The organism is Pseudoalteromonas sp. PPB1, from assembly GCF_015356275.1.
GTDB lineage: Bacteria > Pseudomonadota > Gammaproteobacteria > Enterobacterales > Alteromonadaceae > Pseudoalteromonas > Pseudoalteromonas rubra_D.
Genome location: NZ_JACEQV010000004.1, coordinates 40429 through 61589 on the forward strand (window position 1 = coordinate 40429; position 21161 = coordinate 61589).

The 21161-nt window shown below is 44.4% G+C and carries 20 protein-coding genes; 9 read left to right on the plus strand and 11 right to left on the minus strand.

The window, feature by feature from the left end; genetic code table 11:
* Nucleotides 1-15 precede the first annotated feature (15 nt).
* Entirely contained in the window at nucleotides 16-897 is an 882-nt protein-coding gene (locus tag IY568_RS05395) for a tetratricopeptide repeat protein (RefSeq protein ID WP_125557836.1), read from the minus strand.
* Nucleotides 898-1021: 124 nt separating this feature from the next.
* On the opposite strand from IY568_RS05395, the gene IY568_RS05400 reads away from it, so the two are divergent.
* Nucleotides 1022-1819, plus strand: a complete 798-nt coding sequence (locus tag IY568_RS05400; RefSeq protein ID WP_228553147.1) for a substrate-binding periplasmic protein — start codon at nucleotides 1022-1024, stop codon at nucleotides 1817-1819.
* A 134-nt stretch (nucleotides 1820-1953) separates the two neighbouring features.
* On the plus strand, nucleotides 1954-3435 hold the full coding sequence (locus IY568_RS05405) for a hypothetical protein (protein ID WP_194866960.1): 1482 nt from the start codon (nucleotides 1954-1956) through the stop codon (nucleotides 3433-3435).
* A gap of 44 nt (nucleotides 3436-3479) precedes the next feature.
* On the opposite strand, the gene IY568_RS05410 is transcribed toward IY568_RS05405, so the two are convergent.
* The 3 genes from IY568_RS05410 to IY568_RS05420 form a co-directional block, all read right to left on the minus strand.
* Entirely contained in the window at nucleotides 3480-3776 is a 297-nt protein-coding gene (locus IY568_RS05410) for a hypothetical protein (protein ID WP_125557832.1), read from the minus strand.
* Between the two features lie 155 nt (nucleotides 3777-3931).
* Nucleotides 3932-4567, minus strand: coding sequence for a response regulator (locus IY568_RS05415; protein WP_125557830.1), 636 nt, complete (start codon nucleotides 4565-4567; stop codon nucleotides 3932-3934).
* Nucleotides 4560-5654: a sensor histidine kinase gene (locus IY568_RS05420; protein WP_194866961.1), complete on the minus strand. Its 1095-nt coding sequence runs from the start codon at nucleotides 5652-5654 to the stop codon at nucleotides 4560-4562. Before IY568_RS05420 ends, IY568_RS05415 begins: the two co-directional genes overlap by 8 nt.
* Before the next feature lie 188 nt (nucleotides 5655-5842).
* On the opposite strand from IY568_RS05420, the gene IY568_RS05425 reads away from it, so the two are divergent.
* The 5 genes from IY568_RS05425 (at nucleotide 5843) to IY568_RS05445 (ending at nucleotide 11815) form a co-directional block, all read left to right on the plus strand.
* On the plus strand, nucleotides 5843-6616 hold the full coding sequence (locus IY568_RS05425; RefSeq protein ID WP_194866962.1) for a hypothetical protein: 774 nt from the start codon (nucleotides 5843-5845) through the stop codon (nucleotides 6614-6616).
* A 199-nt stretch (nucleotides 6617-6815) separates the two neighbouring features.
* On the plus strand, nucleotides 6816-9464 hold the full coding sequence (locus IY568_RS05430) for a reprolysin-like metallopeptidase (RefSeq protein ID WP_194866963.1): 2649 nt from the start codon (nucleotides 6816-6818) through the stop codon (nucleotides 9462-9464).
* Nucleotides 9454-9807: a hypothetical protein gene (locus tag IY568_RS05435; protein ID WP_125557822.1), complete on the plus strand. Its 354-nt coding sequence runs from the start codon at nucleotides 9454-9456 to the stop codon at nucleotides 9805-9807. Before IY568_RS05430 ends, IY568_RS05435 begins: the two co-directional genes overlap by 11 nt.
* Nucleotides 9808-10506 carry a response regulator gene (locus IY568_RS05440; RefSeq protein WP_138539155.1) on the plus strand — a complete coding sequence of 233 codons (699 nt, stop codon included), beginning with the start codon at nucleotides 9808-9810 and terminating at the stop codon, nucleotides 10504-10506.
* Complete coding sequence (locus IY568_RS05445; RefSeq protein WP_194866964.1) at nucleotides 10496-11815, plus strand: sensor histidine kinase; 1320 nt, start codon at nucleotides 10496-10498, stop codon at nucleotides 11813-11815. Before IY568_RS05440 ends, IY568_RS05445 begins: the two co-directional genes overlap by 11 nt.
* On the opposite strand, the gene IY568_RS05450 is transcribed toward IY568_RS05445, so the two are convergent.
* The 7 genes from IY568_RS05450 to IY568_RS05480 all read right to left on the minus strand — a co-directional run bounded on the left by IY568_RS05450 (nucleotide 11799) and on the right by IY568_RS05480 (nucleotide 15634).
* Entirely contained in the window at nucleotides 11799-12224 is a 426-nt protein-coding gene (locus IY568_RS05450) for a hypothetical protein (protein ID WP_194866965.1), read from the minus strand. The genes IY568_RS05445 and IY568_RS05450 overlap by 17 nt on opposite strands.
* A gap of 8 nt (nucleotides 12225-12232) precedes the next feature.
* Nucleotides 12233-13042, minus strand: coding sequence for a DNA-binding domain-containing protein (locus IY568_RS05455; RefSeq protein ID WP_194866966.1), 810 nt, complete (start codon nucleotides 13040-13042; stop codon nucleotides 12233-12235).
* Nucleotides 13035-13871 carry a DUF692 domain-containing protein gene (locus IY568_RS05460; RefSeq protein ID WP_125557812.1) on the minus strand — a complete coding sequence of 279 codons (837 nt, stop codon included), beginning with the start codon at nucleotides 13869-13871 and terminating at the stop codon, nucleotides 13035-13037. The genes IY568_RS05455 and IY568_RS05460 overlap by 8 nt, the downstream gene beginning before the upstream one ends.
* Nucleotides 13872-13948: 77 nt before the next feature.
* Nucleotides 13949-14407 carry a hypothetical protein gene (locus IY568_RS05465; protein ID WP_125557810.1) on the minus strand — a complete coding sequence of 153 codons (459 nt, stop codon included), beginning with the start codon at nucleotides 14405-14407 and terminating at the stop codon, nucleotides 13949-13951.
* A 261-nt stretch (nucleotides 14408-14668) separates the two neighbouring features.
* Complete coding sequence (locus tag IY568_RS05470; protein ID WP_194866967.1) at nucleotides 14669-14923, minus strand: hypothetical protein; 255 nt, start codon at nucleotides 14921-14923, stop codon at nucleotides 14669-14671.
* A 139-nt stretch (nucleotides 14924-15062) separates the two neighbouring features.
* On the minus strand, nucleotides 15063-15293 hold the full coding sequence (locus IY568_RS05475; protein WP_194866968.1) for a hypothetical protein: 231 nt from the start codon (nucleotides 15291-15293) through the stop codon (nucleotides 15063-15065).
* A gap of 32 nt (nucleotides 15294-15325) precedes the next feature.
* Nucleotides 15326-15634, minus strand: coding sequence for a hypothetical protein (locus tag IY568_RS05480; RefSeq protein WP_125557804.1), 309 nt, complete (start codon nucleotides 15632-15634; stop codon nucleotides 15326-15328).
* Between the two features lie 380 nt (nucleotides 15635-16014).
* On the opposite strand from IY568_RS05480, the gene IY568_RS05485 reads away from it, so the two are divergent.
* On the plus strand, nucleotides 16015-16455 hold the full coding sequence (locus IY568_RS05485; protein WP_194866969.1) for a hypothetical protein: 441 nt from the start codon (nucleotides 16015-16017) through the stop codon (nucleotides 16453-16455).
* Entirely contained in the window at nucleotides 16452-21143 is a 4692-nt protein-coding gene (locus IY568_RS05490; RefSeq protein ID WP_194866970.1) for an RHS repeat-associated core domain-containing protein, read from the plus strand. The genes IY568_RS05485 and IY568_RS05490 overlap by 4 nt, the downstream gene beginning before the upstream one ends.
* Nucleotides 21144-21161: the final 18 nt, after the last annotated feature.

A 21161-nucleotide genomic window follows, 5' to 3' on the forward strand; every position in this document is an offset into this window, starting at 1 on the left:
CACAGATGAGTGCCGCTACCAGTGCTCAACCAATTCCTTAAAGCTCGGGTTTGTCTCCAAAACTTGAAATGAGGGCTCGTTATTGAGCTCATTCTTTAGGTTTGGCGAGTAAGCCAGGGCCATTTTTATGTCGGCAATCGCATCAGCATATTGATCCAGCAGTGCATAGGCACAGGCGCGTTGCCAATAGGCATAGCCGTAGTCACTATCAATTTCAAGTGCCTGATTACAAAGGTTAATAGCGGGCCCTGTTTGTTCCAATTCAAGCAGTGCATCGGCTTTGTAAACCATTGCTTCAACATCATCGGGGTGACGTTTCAGGATTTCGTCGTACATCTCGATTTTGCCATGCATGTCACTTTCAAGATTTGCCCGCATCCATAACGAGTGAATTTCGTTTGTAATCGTGATTTTTCGTTGGTTGTTGAGAATTTCTTCTGAGCGCTCTTTGAGTTTTTCTTCAAGCGTTCTGAGCCTTTGTTCATATTCTTCGGTGATGTTTCCGACTCTATCATTGACCGTTTCTTCAACTTTATTTTTGATATCCCGTAATGAATTCCAGCCAACCAACACGAGCAGTGAGGCAGTGGCTGTGATGATGAACAGCACATTGTTGATGGTATCCGTGGTATAGGTCAGTGCGCGATCTGCAGCATCAAGCTGTTTGTGGGTGAGCTGTAAAGTGACATCCTCACGCAGCTTTTGTTGATCCTGCCGTAAGGATTTTAGCTCGTCTAAAATATAGCGCTCCATTAATGGGCGATACATTGGCTCTTGCAGCTGTTGTAATACTTGTTGCTGCTGTTGCTCGGTTAAGACGGGAGCAGGCTGAGCGCTATTTGCTGCGAGTGCGCCGCAATAGAGCAAAGTGACGAAAATAAGGATATTTTTTAGCATAGCAGTGATCTGTTTGAGAGTTTAGTCTAGCATGGTGCATGAGAGGCTTAGAAATTGCAAAACCATCAGGTATGGTTGGGTGCTATTTGGTCAATACAATGAGGGTTGAGGTTAAGTAGATTGCATGAGGTATTGCACGATCTTTAAGTTATTGTTTTGCTCCGTAGTGGCTGTTGCTATCTTTGCCTGCCGTCTGGTAGCTGCTCATCCACATCTGCAGCCGCGCCCCGTCATAGTGCCAGAATCAGAACCGACTATTCAACTTCAAGTTGTCACGGAAGAGTGGGTGCCTTACAACTTTACCAACGCGCAGGGGCAGGTAGATGGACGTGCCACTCAAAAGGTGCGGGAAGTGCTTGACGCAGCCGGGATCAGCTATGAAATTTTGGTGTTTCCCTGGACCAGAGCCATGAAAATTGCCCAAACTCAACCTAACACTATGATCTACTCTATTTTTCGCACGCCAGACCGTGAGGCCCGGTTTGAGTGGGCTTGTCCTCTGTTAAGACCGGTCAAAGAGCACCTGTTTCGCCTCGCTACACGAAATGACATACAAGTTGAGTCTTTGGACGATGCTAAACGCTATATTATTGCTTTGGTCAGAGGCAGTGTGACCCACGAATACCTGCGTGCCAGGGGATTTAAGGGCGGGGTTAACCTGGATCTGTCTGCTGACCCCAGTTCTCTGGCCAAAAAACTACTGGCAGGTCGGGTAGATTTTCTTATGACTACGGAATTTACCATCTATGAGGCCCTGCGTTTGATTGAAGAGCCTTATGAGGTGGTGACTTCAGCACTGGAGGTGCGAGATCGTTCCGGCGAGAGAGCTTGTCTGGCATTTCATCCGGATACAGACAGTCAAATTATAGATAAGGTCCGCCGTGCCTTGGCTGATCATAACCGCCGTTATATTGGCCCATAATATAAGCCTGTTATCACACGACCCACCAAACGCTTCTGTCTAAAACTTGAACAAGCATTTCAACTCTGTCACAGTGAATTGGCAGCACTGTGCGTGTTGCTCGCATATAAAATAATAACATCAAGGAGTTAGAAGTGAACGTATATAGAATCTTAATCCCCATCATACTAGGCATCTTGTCTGGTTTGAGCTTTTCCAGCGTCGCAACCAGCTTGGCTGAATTGCATGATATTAATAAAGGCAAGTTTTTCCTTTACGATAATAGTTCGACTGGCCCCACCTATGAACTTGTTCTGGTCAAAAATGGCACGGGAAAATACGCACGGCAAACTGAAAGCCAGATAAGCTGGAGTAAAGTCGATGATGGATTACAAGTTATCCTGGCCTCACCGGAACTTATCTGGGCATATCAAGATCAGGGCGTTGAGTATCGCTCAGAAATATACCAGGTGCATGTTTTTCCGTCGGAGGAAGGTGTTTCCTTTGCACAACACATGCGGGTAGTGCGAACGGATACGATGGAAGTGGTTGAAACGCAGGTACAGCACTTTACCGGAACCCTATTGCCAGCTAAGTCAATGCAAGACTGGCGAGTTGATCTTACTGAGGGAACTTGGGTGCTCCCCGCGGTTGATTACATCCTGTATGAAGAGTTTGATATACCTGCATTTGGTGCTGTCGAAGCGAATTTTTTTGCTAATGGGGATGGCCAAATAACGCATCATGATAAAACGGTGAGCCGCTTTAAATGGCGTATTATGGGCAATCGTCTGGTGCTGAAATATTGGCAAAATGGTATTAAAAAGAAACTTGTATTGAGGATCACAGAGTTATTGGCAGGGGTTGGATTACGTGTTGTGATCAAAGCCACAAGTCATACAGGTAAAGCGCCGTTGTTGCGCACGGGGTTGATGATTAAAGATCAGAAAACGCACTTCAGTTATGAGAATACGGTTGGTACCTGGTTGCGTGGCGCAGTTCGCTATGATTACTTTGAGGATCACGTTTATATTCCCAATGTGGCTTTCGGGAGCGCAGTTTGGTCATTTAATCAGGCTGGTGAAATAGAGCGCCAGAAGATTATTCACCCTCAGCTGGGTACGGTCCCCGTCTGTCCCGATGATACTTGTTATGTGTCTTGTACTTTTACGTTAAAGCTGTTGGCGCAGGACGAAGGAGCTCTCTACGTTTCAGTGCAAACAGACTCTGAGTTGGTCGATGCTGGCCCGCATTTTTTTATGGGTAAGGCAATTGTTAAGTTCGATTTAAAGCCATATCAAAGCGTAGCCGCGTTTGATTATTCTTGGCTTGGTCAGACAATGCTTACTTTCAAATCTGGGAGTGAGTCTGCGCTATATTACTTCATGATGGTGCCGTCAGAAACAGGAGTCTGGGAGTATGTTTACGCGAAAGAAGCGCCGAATAATATTCAGGGCAAGTTTGCCGTGGTTGACGGTAAGCTGCATCTTGAGGGTGAAGTGGAGACACAAGTTTTGGAGATCCAGCAATCGAGAAGGGATAGCTTAGATGTATGCCGCTACATTCAGGGTAGCTCGTGTGCAGCCGGTGACACTATGATTTTGGAGTTTCATAACGGCACCGACCTGCTTAAATAGGGCTTCGTAGCACTCATTGCATAAGGTCAGCCGGTGCGCAGGCTTTATGCAGCTGAACCGGACAGAAGCTGATATAGCACGACGACTAATACCACTGAAATACACACCACCAGATAAGGTATGGTAGTAGAGCGTTGATTGGAGTCAGCTACCAGGTGCTTTTGGTACAATTGTTGGCCATAGCCTGCAGCGTTGTCTAACTGCGTGTGATTACGACGTGGAAATGTCAGTATGCCCAAAGTAGCCAGTAAGCCGGAATTTAACCACTGTCCTTTAAATAGGGTCAGCATTGCCAATGTAAGCAGGGCAATGCCAGCGATCCATCTGATTAAGTAAGTCATAGTGCGTCCAATGCAATAATAAAACCAGACTGTACTTTAGAGTTTGGGATCTAAACTTTCAAGTGAATTGTTCCTAAAACAAGTAAATTACAGATTTAACCTATTTCTCCTACCAATTGGGTAGGTTATATCTCACATTTTGCTCATTTCTGGATCTAGCTGTTTTGGTTTACCAGACCCAATTCTACTGCTTTTAATGTCGCTTGCGTGCGGTCTCTGACCTGAAGCTTACTCAGTAAATTTGAAACATGATTGCGAATAGTCCCCTCCGCTTTAAACAGCTGGCTTGCAATTTCTTTGTTTGATAGCCCACGCGCGATGAGGACAAGTATTTGTTTTTCTCTGTCTGTGAGTTCATCCAATGCTGATTCAGCCTGTTTAAATACGTTACTTAAAGCACGTTGAATAACCAGTTTTCCCTCGTATACTGCTTTAATCGCTGCTTCTAGTTCTTCTAACTCGACGTCTTTAAGCATGCAACCATTGGCACCCAGTTGCAGGGCCTGTTGCAGCTTTGTAGTATCATCGAAGGTGGTCAAAATTAATACTTTGGGTGATTCACTGATGGCATTAAGCTGCTCCAGCACGCCAACCCCATCGAGTTCAGGCATACGCATGTCTAGCAAGATAACGTCTGCATCAATCAGGCCTGCGTTGTACTGATTCATAAATTCCAGCCCGTTTGCTGAGCTGCTGTTACATTCAATGTTTTCACAGAGTGCGAGTAGTGCCTGCATGCCCTGTCTGACTAAAGCTTGATCATCGACCAAGTGAACCTTTATTCTATTCATTATGGTGTGTTTCCTTAAACTGAACTTGCACGATAAAGCCTTTTGGTGAACTTTGCCAATCAAACTGACCCCCAAGCTCATCAACCCGTTCTTGTAGACCCAGTAGTCCATTGCCAGGCTTAATGAGTGGCGCAGCTGTACCGTTATCACCTATTTGCATCCTAAACTCTGCGCTGGCTGACGGGCCAAATTCAATATTGACCTGTGTGGCGTTACTATGCTTAAGGGTATTGGTGATACTTTCCTGGCAAACTCGCAGGATACAATGGGCATGGCTTAAGCTTTGTAATACGGGATGAGCGATAAACTGCAATGAAATATGGACCCGGGGTACGTGATGGATCAGCTCAGTGAGCACCGCTTCGAGGTCAAGTGACTGCTCGGTGCGCTTATCACTGACGAGTATGCGGATCTTATCCAGTGTTTCACGGGCAAGTGTATAGCTTTGTTGTAGCTGAGACTTTAGAGGTTCCTGTGCGGTTCTTCTGGCAACATCAAGGTTAACGATCAAACTGGTTAACTGATGACCCACATCATCATGTAGTTCTCTTGCCAGTAATAATCGTTCTTGTCTTGATACGGATTGTCCGAGTAGTGATTGCGTGGCCAGCAATTGACTGTTTGCCAGTTGTGCTTGCTCTTTGGCCGTTCGCTCTTGCTGCATGCGATGGCTTACCACGTAGGAAAATAAATGAAATGAGGTAAATAACATCGCTTCTACCCAAGGCCATGGGTGTTGCCAGTAGAGTTTTTGGATCAGCAGGTAGGCAATGCTAGCGAATAGTATGTAGCTGTATGACTGAGCCGGTGATAAATAAAAGGTCAAAATGGCGATGAGCATTACGCTGTAAATTAGGTATACCGATGACGGCAGTAAAAAACCCGTGCTGTGGATCAGTAAAGCCATTATCGCCAGTAGCCAGTATCTGACCGTATAACCATAGCTGTGCCGGGACTCATTGGTGACCAGCAAAATTAAGGGTAGCAAGGTCAGATGTGGCAACCAGGCCCAGAATGAGGCTTGTGATAAGGCAAGCAGACTTGGTACAGCAACCGCGCACCAGGTCACGAGTGCGGTTGTAAGCATAGAAGGTTGGTATTGAAAGTAAGGCTGCACAATAAAATCATAATTATTATTTATAATATGTACTTATATCAGATCAGAGTCAGAAAAGAAGCATGACGAATGTCATTAGTTATTAGTGACAATAGTGACATGAAGGTCGGATTATTTTTCCCTAAGCTGGATGAACATCAACTAGGGAGCTAACAATTATGCAATACCTTCATCAATTTTCTTTAATTATTCACATCATAGTGGGTAGCTGTGCATTACTTTTATTTTGGGCACCAATCCTGGCTAAAAAAGGGGGGAAAATACACAATCTGTCAGGTAAAGCTTATGCTTATAGTATGCAGCTTGTCTCTCTATCAGGGATTTTGTGCTGTACACTGGTTTTGATTGACCCCATTTCCGTTTATCAGGAAGCTTATCTTCAGGCACAAAATCAGGCTGACTTTATAAATACTGCGCGTGAGCGAGCCAGCTTTTTACTCATGCTGTCCTTTTTGGTTCTGGCGTCGGTTATACATGGTATGCGCGTGCTTAAGGATAAGGCTTCACGCCTGACAGTAAAGCGCCCTGATATGCTTTTCAACTATTTTGCTTTGTGTGTCAGTGCGTTATACGTTGCTTATCTGGGCGCTCAAAGTGGTCAGGTGTTATATCTGGCGTTCAGTATTATTAGTATGATTGTGGCAATTAAGATGATGCGCTATACCTTTGCCCAAACAGTAAAGCCGCGCCAATGGGTTATTGAACATCTTAGCGCAATGATTGGTTCGGGTATTGGTGTTTACACAGCGTTCAGCGCCGTTGGTGGCCGCTACTTGCTTGTTGAGGTATTGGGGGAGCAGGCAATATTGTTGGCGTGGCTGGCCCCTTCGGTTTTAGGAACCCTTGGGCTTATTTTTGCTAAACGTAAATATCAGCAGCGTTATCGGGTTGCCGCAAAGGACAATTTAGCCCATCAAGCCGCGACCTCCTGAGCCTTTATAGGTGCGTTGTGCTGAAATGCAGTATTTTCCAGCTTAGATAATTGTGCCTGTACCTGACAAATTAAGTAATTGGTTTGGGTACATTTATCAATCCTGATACAAAGCGCCTACAAATGGTTACTGACCGTCTATGCTTGTAGTTGTATGGTTGAATTATGACCGCAATGACAACAATCCGACGGGGCTGACTATGAATAAACTCTCACTAATATGCCTGATGCTTTTTCTTACTTGCCAAAGTGCATTGGCGGTCCATTTAATCGGCCAGACTCACTGGACTATGCTTGAACAAGACAAGTATTTTAAGTCTGGCAATACTGAGCAATACCTAGAGCTAGACATAGCATCCGTCAGAGCAACACTCCAAACGGTAAACATGGTAGATATGGTTTTGCCGCTGCCAAATGGGCAATTTGTAACGTTTCGCCTGGTACCGAGCCAGGTGATGGCACCCGAGCTGGCAAAAAAGTATCCAGAAATTAGGACGTTTAAAGGTGTTGAAGTAGGAAAGCCTCAAAATCAGGGCACCTTTGATCTGTCACCGAGAGGGTTTTATGGGATGTTTGAACACCAGGGGCAAACTGTTTACATTGACCCTCAGTCGGCGTTAAACAACTATCGTAGTTATGTTTTTAATCCAGCGGTTCATCATGACCATGCTCAAGACATTAAACGTCACCGCGCAATTCGCTTTCCTGGTATATCTGACTCTATGGCAAATAAACCAGAAGGGCTGATGCAAACCAGCCAGATCAGTGAACAAATAGTCTACCGTCTTGCCGTCGCAGCTACGGGAGAATATACCGCTTATCATGGCGGTACACGTCAGCTAGGTCTGGCTGCCGTTGTGACTATGGTAAATCGAGTGAACCAGGTCTATGCGCGGGATCTTGGGGTCACATTTCAGCTGGTTGCTAACAATGACCAGATCATTTTTGTGGATGCTGACACGGATCCATTTACAAATACGGATGAGGACATCAACGGAGATACCATTTCACAAGCGATTGAAAACGTCATGAGTGACACGGATTATGATATTGGACATTTGGTGGTAACCTCAGGGGGAGGCGTTGCCGGGCTGGGGGTGGTTTGCTCAACCCAGAAAGCGGCTGGTTTGACTGGCAGCCCTGTACCTGAAACAGACGCGTTTTATATCGATTATGTAGCTCACGAAATTGGTCATCAGCTAGGTGCTGAACATACTTTTAATGGTTTGGTGGGCGCCTGTCAGGGTAATCGCTCCGGCTTATCAGCCTATGAGCCGGGCAGTGGTTCGACAATCATGGGGTACACAGGTATCTGCGGTGAACAAGATTTACAGCAGAATTCAGATCCCTTCTTTCATTTGCATTCCATTGAGCAAATGGTTGCAGTGACACGTCAGGGGGTTGGGAGTACTTGTGGCGCCCGTACTAACCTGACTAACCAAAGTCCAGTGGTTGATGCCGGTAGCGATTTTACAATACCCGCACGCACGCCATTCATTTTAACAGGCAGCGCAACCGATACTGATTCAGATACACTCAGCTACAGTTGGCAGCAATTCGACCTAGGGTCGGCTACAAATAGTGCGAGCCAGGATGCCATTGACTCAGGGTCGGGGCCTTTGTTTCGGGTCTTTAATCCAACAATGGATCCGGTCAGAACCTTTCCTAAATTAATTGATATTTTGTCAAATAGTGTGGCTTATGGAGAGGTGTACCCCACAACAAGTCGCACCCTTAACTTTCGTCTGGCAGTGAGAGATGGTCAGGGGCATGTTGCCAGCGATACGATGCAGGTGACTGTGGTTGATTCGCAAAATGGATTCACCGTAACGCAGCCTGATAGCAGTAGCCAGTGGCTAACTGACACACACACTGTGACCTGGGATACTGCGAATACCCAGAATGCTCCGGTTTCTTGTTCCAGAGTGACCATTAGCCTTTCTACCGATGCTGGTGTGACTTTTGGCACATCATTGGCGAATGGGGTCGATAATGACGGGCAACAGGAAGTATTGATCACATCTGCAATTAGCACTAACTCCGCCCGAGTTCGGGTTGCTTGCACCGATAATATCTTTTTTGCGATTAACTCCGGCAACTTTACAATCAATTCTGATGGCCCACCAGATCCGATAGTGCCTGTGTTTGAATCTCAAAGCCCGATTTCTGTTGCGGAAGATGACCGTGTACAGATTAAAAAAGAAGATCTTAACTTTGAGCTCGGGCTGGCTGTTGATTTAATCACTCTGTTGCCCGGTGATAACTATACCTATACAGATCTGACAGTGATCCCGCATGAAAACTATAATGGCACGCTGAATGTCGCGGCATTCGCAACAAAGGACAATCAAAACAGTGAACGATTTAACGTAGAGGTAACGGTTACTGCGGTTAATGATGCACCCGTCGTGGAAAACGACAGTGCTAATGTGGAGTTTCAGGCAGAGCAAGTATTATTGACTGTATTGAGCAATGACACGGATGTTGATGGTGATGCGCTGAGTATCTCTGCTGTGGATTATCAGGGAACCGGTACGGTCACGATTGCGTCTAACGGTTTGCTCTATACGGCTGGCTCCGATTTTTCTGGCTCTGATACAATCGGTTATACCGTCAGTGATGGTAATGGAGGCACTGCATCTGGTAGTGTTGAGGTCATTGTTGAGGCTGCACCAGTTGAGCCTGAGCCAGATCCCGAACCAGATCCTCAGCCCGATCCGCAACCGGATCCACAGACACCTACTCAATCTCTGGATGATGGTGGTTCAGGGGGAACGTTGTTTGTACTGCTTTGGTTATTGATGGTTGGCGCTTGCTGTAGGTTAGGAGTGAAAAAAAATGAAAGGTAAATTAACCGTTCTGAGTGCTTTGCTCAGTGCGGGATTGGCAGCGGGATGTCAGGGGATGAATCAGCAAGAGACTGCTTCAGATAGTAAGCTTCAACAAGAACTTGCGGGGGCAATGGATAAGCAAGATTTCCGTTTATATTACACCACAGGCCGGCGACCTGTGGTGCCGGGTTTCGAGCAATTTGAATTTAAAGCGCTTGAGGCCCGATGTGGTGTAAAAGCGATGCCAGGCAGCGGAGATACCTTGCGTAGTGAAGCAGATAAAGCAGCACGAGCAGAAGCTTATCAGTACGCGAAAGCGTATAACCTGAAAATATATGATGCGTGTTTAAACAGGCTGTAAATGACGACACAACAAAAAATACTTTTAATAGATGATGATCGAGAACTCACGCAGCTGATGTCTCAATTTCTGCAAAAAAATGGATATGATGTCGCTTGTTATGAACAGGGAAATGGGGCTGTTGCGCGCGTTGAAGAGTTCGCGCCGGATCTACTAGTACTCGATTTAATGTTACCGGGTCAAGATGGCCTGAGTATTTGCCGTCAGATCCGGGGGCGTTTTACCGGGCCCATTATTATGCTGACGGCATTGGTAGACGATATTGATGAAGTAACCGGGTTGGAAGTTGGTGCTGACGACTATTTGTGTAAGCCCGTTAAACCTCGAGTCTTATTGGCGCATGTTCGGGCACAATTAAGACGCCATAACATGCTTGTGACACAAACCAGTCAGACTGTGCGAACAATTAATGATGGCGAAATCTGTGTTGATTTAGCAAAACGCAAAGCAACATGCGGTGACAAAGAGGTTTTGCTGTCCAGTGCTGAATTCGAACTGTTATGGTTGCTGGCTAACTCTGCGGGCCGGATACTGTCGCGAGATGAATTGTATCGCACTATCTTTAAACTTGAATTTGATGGTATGGACCGCTCAATTGATTTGCGCATCTCCAGGCTGCGCAAGAAACTGGGGGATGACCCAAAAGAGCCTAAAATTATTAAAACAATAAGAAATAAAGGATATCTGATTGCAAGTTAATGTTTTACGGCTGAGCGTATTTATCGCCCTGGCCGTTGTGCTCAATAGTGTGGTAGCTCTGACAGTGCGCGATACCTTACTTGTTGAGATTGAAACCCGATATATCGAAACGCAAAATCAGTTTTTAGATGAAGTTGGGGCCAAAGTTCAAACTGAACTTGCGCAACCTGCACCACTCTCGTTATCTGAACAGCAGATGCGTCTTGAAGCACGGTACGATACTCAGGCGCTGGTGGTGAGGCGCAATGCTGACTTTTATTCACAGTCGCAGCTGAGCGAATTTGCTGAACTTGAGAAACAGCAAGCGCTGGTTGATTACTTAAATGCCACATTGTATTTTGTGCTGAACGATAATGAGGTGCTCGAAATCGGCCCTTTGGTTGATCAGGATGTCTATTATTACTTGGTTGATTGGTTTGACTGGCTTATATCGGCCTTTCTTAACCTGCTTTTACTCCTCGTTTTCTGGTATCTGAATATTAAAGAGCGCAATGTGTTGGCTGAACGACTTGCTCAAATGCCCGTAGCGCTGAGCCAGCCTCAGGATCTGAAGAGCAGTCTGCAACAGCTTTCGCAATTAGTTGACGCACAACTAAATGAAGGTGAAGCGAGAATAACGTTACAGCGAGATCTGTTACATGGTGTGGCGCACGAGTTTCGCAGTCCTATGGCCAGGATGCAGTTTGCATTGGATATGCTGGAAGATGCCGAAGAGGAGGAGAGAGAGGCGCTCCATACCAGTCTGAATCAATCACTACAGGATCTGGAAGGCCTCGTCAGTGAGTTGTTGTATTACGCCAGAGTGAAAGACAACTCAGTCAAACCAAAACAGGTTGTGTTGCAAATGAGCTCTGTATTGCAGGAAACTCTGGACAAGGTTGCCCCTTTTTATCCTCAGGTTGACTTTGAACTGGATGCACAAGAGATACATTGGCAAGGCGATGAAGCTTTGGTAAAGCGACTGTTCACCAACTTATTGCGAAATGCAGGTCGTTTTGCCAGGCAGAGGGTTCGCGTTGAACTAAGGGAGCAGTCTGGCGAGTTGGTGGTTCGTGTTATAGACGATGGAATAGGTATACCGCCGGGAAAACAGGCGCGTATTTTTGAGCCATTTACCCGGCTTGATCCCAGCCGCTCTCGGGATTCCGGAGGTTGTGGACTGGGGTTGGCGATAGTCCAGTCAATTGTCAGCAAGCATGATGGTACTGTGCGTGTGAGTGAGGAAAGCACAGATCTGGGCGGAGCATGTTTTGAGATCAGGCTGCCAAAGCGTGTAACTACGAAAAGCGCGGTTAATCCAGTTCATTAAGCAATTGTTTGATGTCACCGCGGACAGTGTCAATATCTTTAACCACCAAATCAACAGCCTGGGTACTGGCATAAATATTTTGCCAGTTATCAGACCAGGTAGCTTTGAGTGTGGAGGCACTTTGTTGCAGTTCACCGTTGGTCAGGTAGCTGAAATCATTGATTAAGCCTACGCTTACCCAGCCTTTTCTCGGGCTGCCTTGTGTTTTGTCCTGATCATAATGAGCGATGTAGATAAGCTGTTCAAGTTGTGTCAGTTCTCTAAGCATTTCGAAACAAGCCGTTCGTATATTATTGTTTTGCTCGGAGACCTCAAGTCGCCAGGCGTTGTAAGTAAAGCCCACAAACGCAAATAACATACTGGCGATCAGGCTCATCTGATATAGACGGACTTTTTCACTAAGTTTCATAAGACGCCTTATTCCGAGGGAGCCTGGATAGGATCTGGAAGCTGATACTGGCTAAGCCAATTTGCGTTGAGTGCTTTTTGCAGCAGTTGCATAACGGCTTGTGTGCCGGCTTCAGTATCCTGATGCAAGTTGGCTGCGGCTTCGCAGACGAAGCTAAAAGGCAGGCCCTCTTTCAGGGTAGTCAGACATATATAATCACTGTGAGAGAGCGGATGAAATGCGGTGCGTAAATCGGGCTCGCGAATAATCAGCCAATAGTGTCTGGTTGCAAGTTCAGCCTGTGGTGGGGTGTCTGTTTGTTTCAGTGCCTGCCAACTCTCAACCGCGGAAAATTGACACGCGAGTAATCGCGCACTTGGATGCAGCGTAAAAACGACATTGGGCCATAAATTAGCTGGGATCTGTTGCAGTGCCTGCATTGTCAGGCGCGGTGCATCCGGTGCATCAAAAGCCTGCAACAAGAGGCGCTCAAACTGGGCTATTTCGCTCAGTATCCCATGGTCAGAAAAAGGGGAGTGATACGCGAGAAACTCGGGAAGTCTGTCACCAAAGTGTCGCAAAGATGGATCAGTGGATGGATATTGAGTAAGAAATCCATTTACCATGTCATCAAATAAGTCGTCGCCTAAGTAAAGGCCGAGCATTTCATGGTCCTGTTCCAGTACTTTGGTCAGGCGAATACGATAGGCATTTTGATAGATTGAAGCTCTGTCCTGAATACTTAGGCCTGGCTGGGGAGCAATCTGATTGAGTAAATCTGATTTCGTGCCTGTGAGCATTGCAACAAATGCTTGCTGAAGTTGGGCTAACTCAGCCATTGGACCTCCAACTGAGCGGGGCAAGTTCTCTGGCCTGGTGCAACTCCGCCATTAGAGTTTCAAAAGGAGGGAAGTTATCGTCTCTCTCGATCATGGTATTGACCGCCGGCCTTGATTGCGTGTAACGCTGAAACAATTGCCAGACGGCGTCGCATACAGGTTGATCATGTGTATCGACAATATGACTGCCGAAGTCGCTGTGTCCGGCCAAATGTATCTGCGCAACCGCTTGCTGAGGGATCGCGTTGAGATAATCCATGGCGTCGAAACCATGATTTCTGGCACTGACATAGACGTTATTGATATCAAGCAAAAACTGACAGCCAGACTGCTGATGCAATGCCGATAAAAAGTCCCACTCAGTCATTTGGGACTGATGATAGGTGAGGTAGCTGGAGACATTTTCGAGGATAACGGGGCGTTCTAAATAATCCTGAATAACGTGTAAACGCTCACATAAATGTGTCAGGGCTTCTTCTGTATACGGCAGTGGCAGTAAGTCATGGCTGTTAAATTCACCAAGAGATGAAAAACACAAGTGGTCAGAAATCCACACAGGGTTGACGCGTTGAATGGTGCGCTTAAGCTGCTCAAGATATTCGAAATTTATTGCTGACGTGCTGCCAATCGACATAGACACACCATGCATTGCAATCGGGTAGCGCTCTTTTATCTGATCGAGGTAATGCCATGGCTTGCCGCCATCAACGAAATAGTTTTCAGAGATTATCTCGAACCAATCGACGTCCGGCTGAGTTTGGATAATGTCTTCGAAATAGCAGGTTCTGAGTCCCAGGCCAAATCCCAGATAAGGCGGTATAGCTTTCAATGTGTCTTCCGTTTAAAGCAAGAGGTTAGGATCAGCAGGCATATCAGGTGTCTGCCTGCTGACACAAGGCTAGTTTGTTAGCTGTCGACTTTGCCACCTATGTCCTGGCATGCTTTGGCTGGCATTTTCACAAACCCAGTACCTTTGCAGGAAGCATGGCCACCACAGGCATTGTTAGCGGTTTTACAGTCATTGTGGCCACCGCAAATGTTGACGTCATTGCACTTTACAAGGTCAGATTTGGCTACTGAACCGACCCACTTATCTTTTACTTTACCACCCACATCTGCACATGCTTTAGTTGGCATCGCAACAAAGCCGGTCCCTTTACAGCTGGCTTGTCCTGAACAGGCATTGCTTGCGGTTTTGCAGTCATTATGGCCACCACAAACGTTAACATCATAGCAATGAACCAGATCGGTACTCGTACCACTGGTATTTGCATTTGCTGTATTGGATGACGTGTTGTCTGTAGAGTTACAGCCTACCAGGCCTGCAACCATGACCGCCATCGCGGCCCCCGTTAGTGCTTTCATATTATCTTCCTCATTGAGTGTGTGCCAAACTGAGCGTGGCGGTTACCTGACCCAAAATAACAACTCTCTTTTATTCAACAGGTAGTTCAGCAGCATGTTCATGCCCGTACTTATCGGTAGTGTTTAACTACCTGAACATGCTGCTGTAACGACAAGACCAGAGTCAGATGAAATTCATTTCAGTGTAGTCGAAATTTTTTTGCTCGGGCATTGAGATACGCACTCGGGTTGTCGGCAAATGAGGGGGGATTGCTTGGCAGGTTAAACATGGCGAAGCGCTCGCCTGAGCAAAGCCAGCTTGCGCAAAATTGAAAACTTGTGCTTACTTTTAACTAATAACACACCGCTTAGTGCGAGCAGTGCAATACCTTGAGGTGTGCAGGCCACACGCTTTGCTTTGCGGCAAAACCGCCGCTTGCTAAACTGCGCATATTGTAGCTTTTTCAACAGGAACAGTTGTTGCTGTTGCACTTCCTGGTGCGCAGTACGGTATATAAAACGTGCCAGCCAGGTCATGGTCCTCTCCTTCAAAGCTTGTTAGTTAAAACACATCAAGCAGATCGCTGGTAGTTTTATCAAACAGCTGTATTGCAGTTGCTATCAGATAGTAGATAAGCGCCAGATTAAACGCCATCAGGAGCCCTGCAGAGACAAATCAACTCAGGCCAGTTTGCACCATGGCATAGGCCATCAAACCCTGAAGAGACAACCAGGTTGCTGTGATAAGCAGTGAAGAAATCTTCAGCAGCAAGACGCAAGTCAGAATCGTTTTAAAATGGGCGCGCAGTTTCGCTTTAAATAAAGCCGCGAAAGCGCGGGCGACGTCAACATAGCTTGCAGTAACGGCTTCGCCCTGTTGCATCCGCGCTGTAAGCTGAGCGCCCATACTGGCAGTTTGGTGTGTTTGGCGCGCTCATATTACTTACTCCGTAATAGCATTGTTAGAGGGACACCAGCGCCAAATGCAGTGCCTGCCGTTTTAACCGGGTTTTCAGTGGCATATTTTTTAACACCTGAGGCATCCCACTTTTTCTCCAGCTCGCGTTTTTGAGCCTGCAAGGCCGGGCCAGACGCTTCACCTTTGTTTCTCAATTGCTCTTCGGTCTTGGCCGCCGTGTCGTGCAGAGCATCGACAGTATGGTGGAGAGAGTCGGCTAATTGATCAGAAGCCGGGTGTGGATGTTCACTGTTTGCCTGACGGTTGGCAGTCGATTTGCTGGTACTCATAATAACTCCTGATTGCGAGAATTAGTACTCCCGATAATGCAAATGATCTGCAAGGAATTATATCATTTAAAATCAATGGTTTAGGTTTTGGTGATGTGAATAAACAGGACGCTTTTACCTGTGTGTGAAATTTTTACCCGGTATTATTTACGTGTAGGTATTGGCGGTTCTGAGTAGGTACCTGTGCGTGCAAGGTGGCATTTGAACAGCCATTTATACTGATGATATTTCGGGCTATTTCTCTTCTGGTGATTAATTTTTTGTTTTTTTTGTTTTTTGTGTGTTTAAAGTCAGTTTTTTTAATGTTTTAACTGTCTTTTTGTTTTGACTTTAGTATTTAAATCTATAGGATTTTCAAATTTTTATAAGGGAAAGATTAATTGAGATTAATAATTGCACTTTTGTTTTTTGTCTGCTTTTCAAGCAGTGCAAGCACGACATGGATACCGATTAAGTCAGGTTCCATCACTGTTTTTTTACCTTTTATACCCAATTACCCTTTTGAAGCACCAAAGGGTATAAAAAAACTGCAGTCAGGAAATGTAATCACTATTACTTGGGATGATATAAAACATGCGAGTAAATACCTTGTTCAAGCTGTAAATAGTCGGGGTGAATGGGTAGATGTCAAGATAACTACTAGTCCAAGTCTGACTATAGGTAAGGATTTTGATGGATTTTATCAGATTAGAATTGTCGCATGTAACTACTATAGTTGCGAGAAGACGGGGGATTATAGTGAAAGCATTGCATTTAAAAAATCAATTATTTTTGTTCACCCAGACATCCTAGGTAGCCCAATTATGGAGAGCACATTATGAGAACAAAACTGAGCTATGGTTTAATTTTTTTCCTTGTACTGGGTGCTAATGTATTTTCAGTGAATGCCAATGAAGACTTGACTAACTTGTATACAGCCAGGTTTAACCAGGTAACTAGTGCTCACTCTAGTAATAATCTAAGTAATGCGCTAATTGTAACGCCGCAAGGCAAGGATATGTTCACAGATAAGATAGATCTGTCTACGGGGACTGTGTCATTTGTCAATAATGACATTAGTTTGCCGGGTAATTTCGATTTACCGGTGGAAGTGATACGTCGCTATGATACAAACTACCCTTTTAAAAGAGGCTGGTACTTTGATTTGCCGCGCATATCTTATACATACATGTCAGGTTATCAAAAGACAACACTACCTTTGTCATGGCAAGATGGAAAGTACTGTAGTGGAGGTGTTTCCAGAAATAGTACGGATATAAAATATCAGCCCGTATTTGCTATGTCCGGCTCATTTGATATCAGCATACCTGGTCGAACACAATCAATGTTGCTGCTTAATAAGGGAGCTTGGTCAAAGGCTGGCAAGGGTTTTCCATATTATACAAATACGAATTGGCTAGTTTCATGTTATAAAGAAAATGGTAAAGAAGGTTTTGTCGCACATGCCCCAAATGGGGACAAGTATTACTTTAGCGACTACTCAACGACCTCATCATATGCTGAGTGGGCTACAGCAATACAAGTATCTAGTAGTGGTAACGATGAACCTTATTACTTGCAAAGAGCTGATATAAAAGTAACGAAAGTCATTGATAAATATGGGAATTGGGTTAAGTACAGCTACAATCCCCTAAGAATAACAGCAAGTGATGGTCGAGTTTTAGAACTAAAGAGTAACACGGGCTCTCATGGTAGGAGTAATGTACGTTACTCAGAGACGATATCTGGATACAATAAAAATAAACCAAGTGATAAAAGAGAGTGGGTTTCCATTCATTACAATAGAAGCAGTGTAAAAAGTGATTTAAAATCTGAGTTTACCTTACCAAGTGGACGGTCATGGTTGTATACCCTTAACTATATAGACTCTGAACCGCTTGATCTAATGTTAGCTGCCGGATCAGGCGATGTACGCACTGGCTGTGGTAATCTGAATACACTTAAACATACTTTCACTGTTCGACATCCGAATAAGTCGGTTGCCAAGTTTCATGTGAATGAAAGAGGTGACTCTAGTATTAATCTACCTATCCCTGTTCTTGGTCGGACCACAGATTGTATATCCAGGCTAAGTATTAACAAAAAAGAGGTATTTCCAAGAAACTCTAATTCCGCGCTTTACACATGGGTTTATAGTTACTCGAATGCACATAGTGACTATGCGAGATTTGATAGTAAATCAGATCCAAATGGTGCTCCTAGTAACCGTTTTTTCTCAGGTTCCTCGCCAAAGAACATTAATAAATTTTATCATAAATGGACTACTGTTAACGGACCTGAAGATTACTATTTAAAGTACTATATAAATAGAGACAACCGTAGTCCGTTCCAAAATAAAGTCTTCGCAATTGAAAGCAGAAAAAAAGCTGGTGGTGGGTTACTTAGTACTAAAAAGTTTAACTATTGGCATTCTGACGAGTTAGGATTAGGTTATGCCACGCGAAGTGCGAATAGAAGTTTGTCTATGCATCAAGTGCATCTTTCAGAAGATGCACTACAAGTGGGCGATGACAGTTACAAAAGGACTTTTTATGATTTTGATAGTTTTGGTAGCCCTCTCAGAGAAAAATGGTCATTGAACGATGATCACAGATACTATAAAAACTCTTATACTAGTGATACGAGCAAATGGATCATAAAAATGCCTGGAGGTCGTTCTGTATCCAGTAACAACAGAAACTTCAAAGAGCTCTTTTCGGTTGATTATCAGATAATTAGTGCATCTGATGGCTCATATTCCGGACTTATATTACCTTATCATGAGAATCGCCTGGGCGTCAGGCAAGTTACCTACAACAGTTACTGGAACGACGGTAACATTAGAAAACTCACTAAAAATGTTAAGTCATACTCAGGAAAGACTTTAACTGAAGAGTACAGCGATTATTATTCAGGTGTTGCAAAAAAAGTAACTTTAAACGACAGATATAGCAGTAAGAAGCTTGAAGAAAAGTATGAGGTTGACCTGATGGGTAATATTACTGCTTTTACCAATCTTAACGGACATACCACAAACTATTATTATGACGGTGAAAACAGAACATCCGCTATAGTTTTTCCGAGCGACTCTAATATAGGATCGTTGCGAAGTTTAGCTATTGATTGGGATGATACAAAAAATAGACGCACCATTACGTTGTGCAGAATTCATGCAGGTTCAAACCAATGTGATGGTAACGGGTATGGTTATAAAGTTACAGAGCAGTATGATGCTCTTGACAGAAAAAGCTGGAGCGCAGTGTATGATCCTGCCATACCAAATACAAAAGCCAGGAACACTTACCAGTCTTTTAAATATGACTCGAATAACCGATTACTCAAAGCTTCTTATCCAAGTTTTTCACTGGAGCAGACACAGCATAATGGTGAACAATTTAGGTATGATCACTTGGGGAGAGTTGTCTACAGCAAGACTAATGTTGAAGGTGAAAAGACTTTTTATTATGGCAGTGGGAATAGGGTTGTAGAGAATAAAGGCCTAGATAATGAAGTAACTCGAACTTATCGTCACGAAGGTAAGCCAAGCTATAATTTGCTGGAAAAAGTGGTTTCAAAGCACTCTACCACAACCATAAATGTAGACGTAATTGGATTAACCCATTCAGTTAAGCAATCTCACGGCGCACATTCTTTTACCGAAACACGATTATATGACAGTAATAACAAGCTATGTTTAATCAAGCGCGCAGATGTGGGTAATGAACTCCTAAAGTTTGACGCTTTGGGTAGGAAGGTTTGGTCTAAAAAGGGGGTGAGTAGTACCCGATGTGTAGGCACGACGCCCCCTGATGTGACTTACTTCCTATATGATAACTTAGGAAATTTAAAAGAAAAAAACCTACCAGGTACTGGTATCGATGTAAAGTATGAATTGGATAATGTCGGTAATTTAGTTTCTGTTTCACGAGGAGGGGTTGTACAAAGGTATAATTACAACTCACTAAACTTGCTCGAAGATGAACAGTTGTACATTAAAGATGAAGCACCACTTTTAGTCGATTATGTCTACGATCTAAACGCTAATCTAAAGTCTTTGGTTTATCCGGATGGTTCCGTTGTCAATTATTATCCCAGTGGTACAGGGAAAACATCAAAAATTGATGTTTTCAACGGTCTTGGAGAGCTTGAGCAATCTGTATTAGGCGGTGTTGAGTACCATGCATCAGGTGCACCTTCAAAGTTTACCTATGCTAATGGCGTTGCTTATCAAATGGTTGAGGAGAAGGATAAGACGTTACCACGATCATTAAAGTACTTTCATAAAGGCAGTGTCGTTTCAGGCTTCGAATACACTTATGATGAGAGAAACAACTTTAAATCAATCAGTGACCTAACTGACAGGAGATACTCGTTATCTGATATGTCCTATGATGGGCTTAACAGGCTTAGCAGTATTCGAGGAGGAAGCCAGTTTGGCTCTATAAACATTGACTATGATTATCTTGGGAATATAGAAAGGTATTCATCGAAGAAACGCAATTTGTCTTATAACTATCAACGCGCAACAAACCGACTTATACAAGTAAGCGGAATCAGTGGTAAGTATGGAGCTTTTCAATATGATAGTCGTGGAAATGTGACTAACAATGGTTCTTATAAACTGTATTATGATGCTAGCGGCAGTGTTACAGAAGCCAATGGTTTACGCTTCACTTACGACTCACATGGTAGAAGAGTGCAAATTGTTGACGAAGAAACCAAGCGTAGCAGCATGTACAATCTGCACGGTAAGTTACTTTATACCGAGAGTGGTGATATTCAAGGCGAAGGCGTGAATTACATTTACTTTGGTAAAATGTTGGTGGCAAAATATGGTAGTGTTGCTGCCCCGAAAGGCAACTTTGAGAAAAAGCGTTATTTACCTTTCGGAGAGACGCTTAATGAGCAAGATGACGATGTTGGTTATACAGGTCATTGGTATGATAAAGAGTTGGGCCTTAATTATATGCAGGCGCGATACTATGATCCGGTCATAGGTCGTTTCTACTCGAATGATCCGGTTGGATTTACGGGCGAAGTAGATACCTTTAATCGATACTCATATGTAGCTAACAATCCATATAAATATACAGATCCTAATGGTGAGGAGAAATATTCAATTGCCCTTACCGGTGAGGTGATGTTTATTGCCGGGGTTAGGGCTGGATTTTCAGTCGGGTTCGATACTGAAACATTAGAGATTAGTGGCTCTGCTAACGCGGGGCCTAGATTAGGCTTAGGGTTAGCTGTGAAACCGAGTTACAGTGTAGAAAAGAGCGGCACTAAAGCAGTTAACACAACGACTACGGAGATTGTTGTCAATGCGGATGCCGGTTTGGGTCCTCTAGCGATCGGGAAAGATATTGTATCGGAGAAAACAATTAATGGAGAGCACCAAGCTCAGGCAAGCTTTACTAAGCCTGAGGCTAAAGCTGGGCTTGCTGCGTCAGTCGGTGTGGATTTTAAAATTGAGCAGAAATCAACAGTTATTCGAGATGCTGTTGATAATATAATTGAGTTTTTTAAATGATATTTTGGTGTTGGATTG